Here is a 10,708-nt window from a genome sequence, read left to right on the forward strand (position 1 = left end):
CGTAGCAGGCCTGCGCCGGGCCGTTCGCGCAGTTGAGCCGCTCCTGCCAGAACGAGATGACGACGTAGGTCGCCAGCACCATCGCCGCCGAGCCGCCGGCCAGGCCGTCGAGGCCGTCGGTGAAGTTCACCGCGTTCGACCAGCCGGACACCAGCAGGTAGCAGAAGATGATGAACCCGATCGTGCCGAACGAGATGTAGTCGATGTCGCGCACGAACGACAGGCGGACGGACGCGGGCGTCAGGGAGTGCTCGTCGGCGAAGTTGACCGCGAGGACCGCGAACGCGATGGCGATGACCAGCTGACCGACCAGCTTGGCGGTCTTGTTGAGGCCGAGGTTGCGTTGCTTGCGGATCTTGATGAAGTCGTCGAGGAAGCCGACCAGCCCGAGACCGACGGCGAGGAACAGCACCAGCAGCCCGGACGAGGTCGGCGACTCGCTGTCGTTGGAGGCGACCGAGGTGATCAGGTGGGCGACGGCGTAGCCGACCACCATGGCGACGAGGATGGCGACGCCACCCATCGTCGGGGTGCCGCGCTTGGACTGGTGGCCCTGCGGCCCCTCCTCGCGGATCTCCTGCCCGAAGCCCTGCCGGGAGAACACCCGGACCAGGTACGGGGTGAACATGATCGAGACGATCAGGGCGATCGCGGCCGCGACCAGGATGCCGATCACGCGCGGCTCCCCAGCAGGGCGTCGACGACGCGCCAGAGGCCGATCGCGTTCGACGCCTTGACCAGCACGACGTCCCCGGGACGCAGCTCGGTGTCCAGCAGCGCGACGGCCGCTTCCACATCCGGCACCAGCACCTGCTCCTCTCCTGTCTCAGACCCCTCGAGCCGGGCGCCGTGCTGGATGGCGCCGGCCTGCTCACCCACCACCACCAGACGGTCGACGCCCAGGCGGGCCACGAGCCGTCCGATCTCCTCGTGCGCTCCGGCGTGGTTGTCGCCGAGTTCGGCCATCACACCGAGCACCGCCCACGTCCGGCGCTCGTGTCGTGACCCGGCCATACTGGCAAGCGTGCGGATGGCGGCCGCCATCGACTCCGGGTTCGCGTTGTAGGAGTCGTTGACGATCGTCACGCCGTCGTCGCGGGTGGTGACCTCCATGCGGCGGCCGGACCGCCGCTTCGCGCTGGTCAGCGCGGTCGCGATGGCCGCGGGCGACGCCCCCAGCTCCAGCGCCACGGCGGCCGCGGACAACGCGTTGCCGACGTGGTGCTCCCCGTGCAGCCCGAGGGTGACCGACGCCTCTCCGCGTGGCGTGACCAGCCGGAAGCTCGCCCTGGCCTGCTCGTCGAGCACGACGTCCTCGGCCCGGATCTCCCGCCCGGCGCCGACGAACAGCACCCGCGCCTTGGCCCGCTGCGCCATCCCCCGCACGAGCGGGTCGTCGCCGTTGAGCACCACGGCGTCCGTCGCGGCCTCGGCCAGCTCCCCCTTGGCCTGCGCGATCCCCTCCCGGGAGCCGAACTCCCCGAGGTGCGCCGACCCCACGTTGAGCACGACCCCGATGGTGGGCGGCGCGATCTCGCAGAGGGCGCGGATGTGGCCGGGCCCGCGCGCGGACAGCTCGAGGACGAGGTGCCGGGTGTGCTCGTCGGCCCGCAGGACGGTCCAGGGGTGACCCAGCTCGTTGTTGAAGGAGCCGGGCGGGGCGACGGTGGGGCCGAGCGGCTCGAGCACCTGGCTGATGAGGTCCTTGGTGGAGGTCTTGCCGGACGAGCCGGTCACCCCCACGACGGTGAGGTCGGGCAGCCGGTCGACGACGGCACGGGCGAGGGCACCCAGCCCGGCGAGCACCGCGGCGCCGGACCCGTCCGTGTCACCGGCGAGCACGTAGGCCCGGCCGGGCGCGGTGCCGACCGGCGGCACGATCACCGCGGGCGCGTCCACCTCCCGGGCGGCGAGCACCCCGACGGCCCCCTTCTCGACAGCGGCGGCGGCGAAGTCGTGCCCGTCGACCCGCTCCCCCGGCACGGCGACGAACAACCCACCGGCGGCCACCTGCCGCGAGTCGAACTCGACGGACCCGGTGACGGTCTCCGCACCGGTGGCGTTGTGCAACCGCCCCCCGGTGACCGCAGCGATCTGGCCCAGCGTCAGGGGAATCATCGCCCGCCTCCGCTCACCCGGTTGAAGGGTCCTTTCGACCGGGCCGGAGGGCACCCGGTTCCCGAGCTGGTCGAGGGCACCGACAATTCCGGTGCGTCGCGCCGGATCATGAGGTCTCCTCCTGCAGGCGCGCGTAGATGGCCGCCCGCAGCTCGTCGTGGTCGGAGAACGGGTGCACCACGCCGTTGGTCTCCTGGCCCGTCTCGTGGCCCTTGCCCGCGATGACCACGACGTCGCCCTGGCGTGCGCGGTTCACCGCCTCCGTGATCGCGGTGCGGCGGTCGCCGATGTCGAGGATCTCGCCGCGCGCGCCCGGGGGGACGGCCTCGGCGCCCGCCCGCACGGCGGCCCGGATCGTCGCCGGGTCCTCGGTGCGGGGGTTGTCGTCGGTGACGATCAGCAGTTCGCTGCGCCGCGCGGCCGCCTCGCCCATCATCGGCCGCTTCTCCACGTCCCGGTCACCGCCGCAGCCAAGCACGACGATCACCCGGCCGGCCGCGCGGGCCCGCATCGCGTCGAGGGCCTGTGCGACCGCGGCCGGCTTGTGGGCGTAGTCGACGACGGCCGTGAAGTCCTGGCCGACCGCGACCCGTTCCATCCGGCCCGGCACGGCCACCGTGGCGAGTCCGGCGGCGATGTCCGCCGGGTCGACGCCCACCGTGTGCAGGCACGCCGCCGCGAGCAACGCGTTCGCGACGTTGAACTCGCCCGGCATCGGCAGCGTCACCGGCAGCTCGAGCCCGCCGGGGCCGTGCATGACGAACGCCTGCTCACCGGTGTTCGACGTGGTCAGCGCGCTCGCGGTCCAGTCGGCGGCCCCCTCGGTGGCGACGGTGATGGTCCGCGGCGTGACCAGCCGCCGCCCCCACTCGCCGTCGACGCACACGACCTCGCTCGTGGACCGGCCGTCGAACAGGAGCGCCTTGGCCTGGAAGTAGTCCTCCATGTCCGGGTGGAAGTCCAGGTGGTCCCGCGACAGGTTGGTGAACGCGCCGGTGCGGAACCGCGTGCCGTTGACGCGCCCGAGCGCGAGCGCGTGGCTGGAGACCTCCATCGGCACGTGCGTGACCCCGCGTTCGACCATCACCGCGAGCAGCGCCTGCAGGTCGGGTGCCTCCGGCGTGGTGAACGCGCTGGCCAGCCGCTCCCCGGCGATGCGGGTCTCCACGGTGCCGACCAGCCCGGTGGTCGTCCCGGCGGCCCGGAGCCCGGCGTCGACCATGTAGGTGGTGGTGGTCTTGCCGGTCGTGCCGGTCACCCCGAGCACGGCGAGCCGCAGCGACGGCTCCCCGTAGATCCACGCGGCGACCGTCCCGAGCAGCTGCCGCGGGTCGTCGTGCACGAGGACGGGCACGTCCCGCAGCGCCGGCCGCGCAGCCCCGGCCTCGTCGGTCAGCACCGCGACCGCCCCGGCCCGGACGGCGTCGGCGGCGAAGTCGGCCCCGTGCGCCCGAGCACCGGGCAACGCGGCGAAGAGGTCCCCGGGCAGCACGTGCTGCGCACGCAGCGTGACCCCCGTGACGGCGGGCGCCGGCGTCGGCAGCCGGAGCGCACGCGCGTCCGCCCGCGCCACCAACGTGGTGAGCGGGACCGGCGTGATCCTGGTGGGGCGAGGCGGTGCCGTCACGGCCTTGCCAACGAGCTTGGCGGGCACGTCGCGGAAGGTTACCTGCGCACGGAGGGCGATCAAGAACACCCTGGTGCGCCCGGCGTCGTCGCGTTCGGCTAGTGACCGGGTCGCGCCGCGACGGCGCCGACCTCGCGCCGCTCCTAGACGGCCGGCGGCAGTCCCGGCAGGGATTCGGCGGCGGTGGCGGGCTTCCTCCTCGGCGTCCGCACGACCAGCGCGGCGACCACCCCGCCGACCAACCCGGAGACGTGCCCCTGCCAGGACACGCCGGTGACCCCGATGCCCACCGCACTCCACATGTAGGACCCGTAGGCGATGGCGATGCCGATGGAGACCAACACGTCGGCGGGCCGCCGCTCGACCAGGCCGCGCAGCAGGAGGTAGCTGAAGTACCCGAACACCACGCCGCTGGCCCCGATCGTCACCGTGCCGGGCGGCGAGGTGAGCCAGATCCCCATCCCCCCGACGACGATCACCACCAGCGTCATCCACAGGAACCGCCTGGGGCTGGGGATGGCCGCGATGAGCCCCAGGCTGAACAACGGCAGGGCGTTGGACATCAGGTGCTCGAGGTTCCCGTGCACGAACGGCGCGGTCAGGATGTTGACCAGGCTGCCGGGGTTCCGCGACAGGATGCCCCCGGACTGCGTCAACGCGCGCCCGGTGGCCGCGTTGATCAGCTCGACGACCCACAGGATCGCCAGGAAGCCGACGTTCAACGCCGCGGCCCGCCCCAGCGGGCTCGCCAGCGACCCGTCGTCCTCGGCAGGCGGCGGCGATGGTGTCGGAAGGCCGGGCAAGGTGCTCACGAATCCTGAGTATCACATCCCATCGCCCCACCGAGCCGAGCTTCTATCCCGTCCAGCAACGCCACCAACCCCGCGTGGAACGCCTCGACGGCCGCCCGCTCCTGGTACGGCACGGTCTCGTCGGTCATCTCGTACGCCCCGGCCTCGGCGAGCTTCGCCACCATGGGGAACCGCGCCGCGAAGTCCGGTGCCATCTCCGTCAACAGCGCGGACCGGTCGACCCACCAGTCCTCGTCGCTGGTCCCGGTGACCCGCGCCGCCGCCCGCGCCTCCGCGACCACCTGCGCCATCGCCCGCACGAGCTGGAACAGCGCGCCGGTGAGCCGCCGCACCTCGACCGTCGGCAGCCCCGTCTCGAACATGATCCGCAGGACGGTCTCCAGCACGACGTACTCGTTGGGCCCGAGCACCGGCCGCGCCTGCGACACCTGCAGCACCCACGGATGCCGCAGGTAGAACTCCCACAGGTCCTCCGCCCAGGCGACCAGCGCCGTCCGCCACCCGCCGCCGAGGTCATAGCCGTGGTGCGCCTCGGCGATCACCGCGTCGTACATGAGGTCGACCAGCTCGCTCTTGCTCGGCACGTACGTGTAGAGCGCCATCCCCGTACGGCCGAACCGCTCGCCGACCGCCCGCATCGACAAGCCCGCCATGCCGTGTTCGTCGGCGACCTCGATGGCGGCGGCGACGATCGCGTCGACCGTCAGCCCCTGCTTCGGCCCGGGCCGCGCCTCCTCCGCGCCGGGCGCGCGCCAGAGCAGCGACATGGACCGGCGCGCGTCGCCCTGGCCGGCGAACACAACCAAGTTTGCAACTCCTTATGCCGTAAAGTACGGTGCTCACGAATCACTTTACAACATAAAGAGAGAGGCGGCATGGGGCACGCTGCGGACAGCCACGACCGGATCGAGGTGCGCGGTGCCAGGGAGAACAACCTGGCCGACATCTCTCTCGACCTCCCCAAGCGGAGGCTCACGGTGTTCACCGGGGTCTCGGGCTCCGGCAAGTCCTCGCTGGTGTTCGGCACGATCGCCGCCGAGTCGCAGCGGCTGATCAACGAGACCTACTCCGCGTTCCTGCAGTCGTTCATGGCGGCGCCGAACCGGCCGGACGTCGACCAGCTGCGCAACCTGTCCACCGCGATCGTGGTCGACCAGGAGCGGATGGGCGCGAACTCGCGGTCGACGGTCGGCACCGCCACGGACGCGCACACCATGCTGCGCATCGTCTTCAGCCGGGTGGGCGAGCCGCACGTCGGGCCGTCGACGGCGTTCAGCTTCAACCTGCCCGACGGCATGTGCCCGGAGTGCGAGGGCCTCGGCAAGGTCAACTCGATCGACGTCGACCAGCTGGTGGACCGCGACCTGTCCCTGCGGGAGGGCGCGATCACGGTGCCCAACTTCACCGTCGACTCCTGGTACTGGCAGTCGATGGCGCACTCGGGTTTCGTCGACCCGGACAAGAAGCTGCGTGACTACACCGAGCAGGAGTGGCAGGACTTCCTGCACAGGCCGGCCACGAAGATTCGCTACGGCGGTATCAACGCGAACTACGAGGGCCTGGTCGTGAAGGTGCAGCGGCTGTTCCTGTCGAAGGAGAAGGAGGCGGTGCAGCCGCACATCCGCGCGTTCATCGACCGGGCGGTCACGTTCCGCACGTGTCCGTCGTGCGGGGGCGCGCGGTTGAACGAGGCGGCGCTGTCGTCGCGGATCAACGGGCTGAACATCGCCGAGTGCTCCGCCATGCAGATCAGTGACCTGGCCGAGTTCGTCCGCGAGGTCGAGGCGCCGCCGGCCAAGCCGCTGTTGCGGACGCTCGGCGAGACGCTGGAGTCGCTGGTCGAGATCGGCCTGGGCTACCTGTCGCTGGACCGCGAGTCGGGCACGCTGTCCGGCGGCGAGGCGCAGCGCGTGAAGATGGTGCGCCACCTGGGTTCCGCGCTCACCGACGTGACCTACGTGTTCGACGAGCCGACCATCGGCCTGCACCCGCACGACATCCAGCGGATGAACGAGCTGCTGCTCCGCCTGCGCGACAAGGGCAACACGGTGCTCGTGGTCGAGCACAAGCCGGAGACCATCGAGATCGCCGACCACGTGGTCGACCTCGGGCCCGGCGCGGGTCCCGACGGCGGGCGGCTCTGCTACAGCGGCGACGTGGCGGGCCTGCGTGCGTCCGGCACCCTCACCGGCCGCCACCTCGACCACCGCGTGACGTTGCGTGCGGCGGTCCGCCGGCCGGCCGGCGCGATCCCGATCCGGGGCGCGTCGCTGCACAACCTGCGCGACGTCGACGTCGACGTGCCGCTGGGGGTGCTGACCGTGGTGACCGGCGTCGCCGGGTCGGGGAAGAGCTCCCTGATCCACGGCTCGCTGTCCAGCCGGGACGACGTGACGGTGGTGGACCAGTCGCCGATCCGCGGCTCGCGCCGGTCGAACCCGGCGACGTACACCGGGCTGCTCGACCCGATCCGCACCGCGTTCGCCAGGGCCAACGGCGTGAAGGCGGCCTTGTTCAGCGCGAACTCCGAGGGCGCGTGCCCGAACTGCAAGGGCATCGGCCTGGTGTACACGGACCTGGCGATGATGGCGGGCGTCGCGTCGGTGTGCGAGCAGTGCGAGGGCAGGCGGTACACGCCGGCGGTGCTGCGGTACACGTTGCGCGGCAAGAACATCAGCGAGGTCCTGGCGATGTCGGTGGCCGAGGCGCGCGAGTTCTTCCCGAGCGGTGCCGCACGGGCGGTCCTCAACCGCCTCGCCGACGTCGGCCTGGGGTACCTCGGCCTGGGCCAGCCGCTGACCACGCTGTCCGGCGGCGAGCGGCAACGCGTGAAGCTGGCCATCCACATGGCGGACGGCGCCGGCACCTACGTCCTGGACGAGCCGACGACGGGCCTGCACCTCGCGGACGTGGACCAGCTGCTCGCGCTGCTGGACCGCCTGGTGGACAACGGCAACACGGTGATCGTGATCGAGCACCACCAGGCGGTGACGGCCCACGCGGACTGGATCATCGACCTGGGTCCGGGCGCCGGCCACGACGGCGGCCGGGTGGTGTTCGAGGGCACCCCGGCGGACCTGGTGGCGACCGGCGGGTCACTGACGGCGGCACATCTGCGCACGTACCTGGAGCGTCCGTGACGGACCTGGTCGCACTGGTGACGGTGGTGTCGGTGGCACGGCTGACCCCGCGCATGACGCGGGTGACGTTCACCGGCGAGGGCCTGTCGGCGCTGGAACGCTGGCCGGACCAGCAGCTCAAGCTCCTGTTCCCGCCGCCGGGCCGCGACCTGGTGCTGCCCGACGCCCCCGCGGAGGGCGACGGCATGAGCTGGTACCTGGCCTACCAGGCGATGCCGGCGGAGGACCGGCCGATCATGCGCAGCTTCACGGTCCGTGCCCTGACCGACGGTCACCTGGTCGTCGACTTCGTGCGGCACGACCACGGCGGCCCGGCAACGCGCTGGGCACTGGCCGCCCGCCCGGGTGACACCCTGGCGAGGTACGGCCCGGCCGAGATCTACAAGCAGGACCTGCGTCTGGACGCCGACTGGGTCCTGCTGGCCGGCGACGAGACCGCGCTGCCGGCGGTGGGTTCCCTCCTGCCGCTGCCGAACGCGACCGTGCTGGTGGAGGTCGCCGACGAGGCGGAGGAGCAGGACCTGCCCGGCGTGACGTGGCTGCACAGGAGCGAGGGCCGGCGCCTGACCGCCGCCGTGGCGGACCTGGCGCTGCCGGCGGGCGACGGCTTCGCCTGGCTGGCAGGCGAAGCCGCCATGGTCCGCACCCTGCGCCGCACGCTGGTGGCCAAGGGCGTCCCGAAACACGCGATCAACTTCACCGGCTACTGGCGCGCCCGCCTGTCCCAGGACGACGCCCCGACGGAGGCGGACATGGCCGACATCCAGGAACGCATGGCGAGCGGCTAGGACCTACTTGCCGTGCGGGTCGGCCGCGTTGAGGGTCGCGACGACCTGGTCGTAGTCGCCGCGGGCCTCGGCGTAACGCAGGAACTTGACGCGTTCGACCTGGATCTCGGTGGCGTCGGGCCGGGACTCGAGCAGGCCCATGACCTCCGCCACGAACTCGTCCAGGGGCATCGCGAACTCGCTGCTCTCCTGCCCGGGCAGCAACGCGGTGCGCACGGCCGGCGGCACCAGCTCCAGGACCTTCACCGAGGTGCCGGCAAGCTGCAGCCGGAGCGACTCGCTGAGCATGTGGATGGCGGCCTTCGACGCGTTGTAGCTGGGCGTGACCTTGAGCGGCGCGAACGCGAGCCCCGAGGAGACGGTGACGATCGTGGCATCCGGCCGCGCCTGCAGGTGCTCGACGAACGCGCCGATGAGCCGGATCGGCCCCAGCACGTTGGTCGTCACGACCTCCTCGGCCGAGGCGAGGAACGACCCTGGCTTGCGCCAGTCCTCGATCCGCATGATCCCGGCCATCGCGACCAGGACGTTGAGGTCCGGGTGCCTGGCCAGCACCTGCTTGGCGGCGGCGTCGACACTCGCGGCGTCGGCCGTGTCGATCCGCACGGTGTCGAGACCTGGATGCTCCGCGGCGATCCGGTCGAGCAGCTCGGTCCGCCGCCCGCCGACGATGACGGTGTTGCCCCTGGCCCGCAGCTCCAGCGCCAGGGCCAGCCCGATCCCGCTGGTCGCCCCGGGGATGAAGATCGTGTTTCCGCTGATGTCCATGCCAAGAGACTGCCCCGCCCGACCCACTGCGATGCAGAGATCACCTATCGGGGGATCACCGATCCCTGGCAGCGGCTGACGCACCGCCGATACTGGACGGTGTGGACCGTGCAGCACTGGCCGCCTTCCTCCGGACCCGCCGGGAGGGCCTGCGCCCCGAGGACATCGGCCTGATCCCCGGCGCACGCAGGCGCACCCGAGGCCTCAGACGTGACGAGGTGGCAGCCCTGGCAGTGATGTCGACCGACTACTACACCCGCCTGGAACAGCAACGGGGCCCGCAACCGAGTGAACAGATGCTCACCGCACTGGCCAGAGCCCTGAGACTGACAACCAGCGAACGCGACTACCTCTTCCAGGTAGCGGGACGCAACCCCCCGTCCCCGGTGTCGACGGCAACGCACGTGGCCCCCGCGCTGCTGCGCGTGCTGGACCGCCTGGCGGACACACCGGCCCTGATCCTGTCCAACCTGGGCGAGACGCTGGTGCAGAACCGCCTGGCACAAGCACTGTTCGGCGACCAGTCCCACCACAAGGGCACCGCCCGCAGCGAGATCTACAGATGGTTCACCAACCCCGAAGCACGCCTGCACTACCCGGAGAACGACAGGGAACGCCAGAGCCGAGCACTGGTAGCAAGCCTACGAGCCGCATACGGCGACATGGGCCCACACTCACGAGCCGGCGAACTGGTACGAGCACTGGAGAAGGCAAGCACGGAGTTCCGCACCCTGTGGGCAAGACAGGAGGTGGCCCGACGCTTCGAGGACCACAAAACCCTCCTCCACCCGGAGCTGGGCCCCATAGAGGTGGACTGCCAGGCACTGTTCACGGAAGACCAGTCACAGATCCTGCTGGTACTCACCGCTCCCCCACGCACCGAGGCCCACGAGAAGCTGCGCCTACTAGGCGTCCTGGGAACCGAACGCTTCTCGACCGAAGGACAGAACTAGGCAGCCGGAAGGGCAGAACCAACTCGAACGAAGGGCACAAGGGCAGAACTGACCAGCCGTGAGGACACGGAAGGGACTACCCAGACTCTGATCGACGGTTGGGGTGTGGTGTTGTCAGGCCGCGCACGCGGCGGTGCGGATGGTCTCAAACTCGACCGGGGTGAGTCAGCCGAGGGCTCGCATCCACCCAGCCCACCCATCACCCAAATCGCGCGCCCACCACACCACCAAAAGCGCGCCTACCCAACCACCCATCACCCAAGCCACGCCCCACCACACCACCAAAAACGCCCCAACCCAGCCCAACCACCCAACCAAGCCGCCCCACCCACCACCAAAAACGCCCCGACCCAACTCACCCACCAGACCACCAAAAGCGCCCCTACCCAACCCACCCATCCACCCAAACCGCGCCCACCACACCACCAAAGAGCGCGCCTAGCCAGCCCACCCATCTGCCCAAGCCGCCGCTCACCCCACCCCCGGCCCCCCACCCCGGCCC

8 protein-coding genes and 1 pseudogene are annotated in these 10,708 nt (G+C 71.2%); 3 read left to right on the plus strand and 6 right to left on the minus strand.

Annotated features, from left to right (window positions below):
* The 5 genes and pseudogenes from ACJ73U_RS35840 to ACJ73U_RS35860 form a co-directional block, all read right to left on the minus strand.
* Positions 1-676: pseudogene (locus ACJ73U_RS35840) on the minus strand (phospho-N-acetylmuramoyl-pentapeptide-transferase); the annotation flags it as partial.
* Positions 673-2,118, minus strand: coding sequence for a UDP-N-acetylmuramoyl-tripeptide--D-alanyl-D-alanine ligase (murF, locus tag ACJ73U_RS35845; protein WP_407782201.1), 1,446 nt, complete (start codon positions 2,116-2,118; stop codon positions 673-675). The pseudogene ACJ73U_RS35840 and the gene murF, both read right to left, overlap by 4 nt.
* A 106-nt stretch (positions 2,119-2,224) precedes the next feature.
* Entirely contained in the window at positions 2,225-3,772 is a 1,548-nt protein-coding gene (locus ACJ73U_RS35850; RefSeq protein WP_407782202.1) for a UDP-N-acetylmuramoyl-L-alanyl-D-glutamate--2,6-diaminopimelate ligase, read from the minus strand.
* Positions 3,773-3,888: 116 nt separating this feature from the next.
* Complete coding sequence (locus tag ACJ73U_RS35855; RefSeq protein WP_407782203.1) at positions 3,889-4,557, minus strand: rhomboid family intramembrane serine protease; 669 nt, start codon at positions 4,555-4,557, stop codon at positions 3,889-3,891.
* Positions 4,554-5,363: a TetR/AcrR family transcriptional regulator C-terminal domain-containing protein gene (locus ACJ73U_RS35860; RefSeq protein ID WP_407782204.1), complete on the minus strand. Its 810-nt coding sequence runs from the start codon at positions 5,361-5,363 to the stop codon at positions 4,554-4,556. Before ACJ73U_RS35860 ends, ACJ73U_RS35855 begins: the two co-directional genes overlap by 4 nt.
* A 69-nt stretch (positions 5,364-5,432) precedes the next feature.
* On the opposite strand from ACJ73U_RS35860, the gene ACJ73U_RS35865 reads away from it, so the two are divergent.
* A complete protein-coding gene (locus ACJ73U_RS35865; RefSeq protein WP_407782205.1) occupies positions 5,433-7,697 on the plus strand; it encodes an ATP-binding cassette domain-containing protein in 2,265 nt (754 codons plus the stop codon).
* Complete coding sequence (locus ACJ73U_RS35870; protein ID WP_407782206.1) at positions 7,694-8,485, plus strand: siderophore-interacting protein; 792 nt, start codon at positions 7,694-7,696, stop codon at positions 8,483-8,485. Before ACJ73U_RS35865 ends, ACJ73U_RS35870 begins: the two co-directional genes overlap by 4 nt.
* 3 nt (positions 8,486-8,488) lie before the next feature.
* Here the strand turns inward: ACJ73U_RS35870 and ACJ73U_RS35875 are convergent, their stop codons facing one another.
* Positions 8,489-9,253 (minus strand): SDR family oxidoreductase, encoded by a 765-nt coding sequence (locus ACJ73U_RS35875; protein WP_407782207.1) that lies wholly within the window; start codon positions 9,251-9,253, stop codon positions 8,489-8,491.
* A gap of 101 nt (positions 9,254-9,354) precedes the next feature.
* Between ACJ73U_RS35875 and ACJ73U_RS35880 the strand changes: the two genes are divergently transcribed.
* Entirely contained in the window at positions 9,355-10,206 is an 852-nt protein-coding gene (locus tag ACJ73U_RS35880; protein ID WP_407782208.1) for a helix-turn-helix transcriptional regulator, read from the plus strand.
* The last annotated feature ends 502 nt before the right edge of the window (positions 10,207-10,708 follow it).

Origin of the sequence: Actinophytocola sp., from assembly GCF_045807065.1 — a bacterium.
GTDB lineage: Bacteria > Actinomycetota > Actinomycetes > Mycobacteriales > Pseudonocardiaceae > Actinophytocola.

Excerpts from the sequence above, each read along its gene's own strand:
- murF (WP_407782201.1), bottom strand. The coding sequence starts at position 2,118 with ATGATTCCCCTGACGCTGGGCCAGATCGCTGCGGTCACCGGGGGGCGG.
- ACJ73U_RS35865 (WP_407782205.1), top strand. The coding sequence starts at position 5,433 with ATGGGGCACGCTGCGGACAGCCACGACCGGATCGAGGTGCGCGGTGCC.
- ACJ73U_RS35875 (WP_407782207.1), bottom strand. The coding sequence starts at position 9,253 with ATGGACATCAGCGGAAACACGATCTTCATCCCCGGGGCGACCAGCGGG.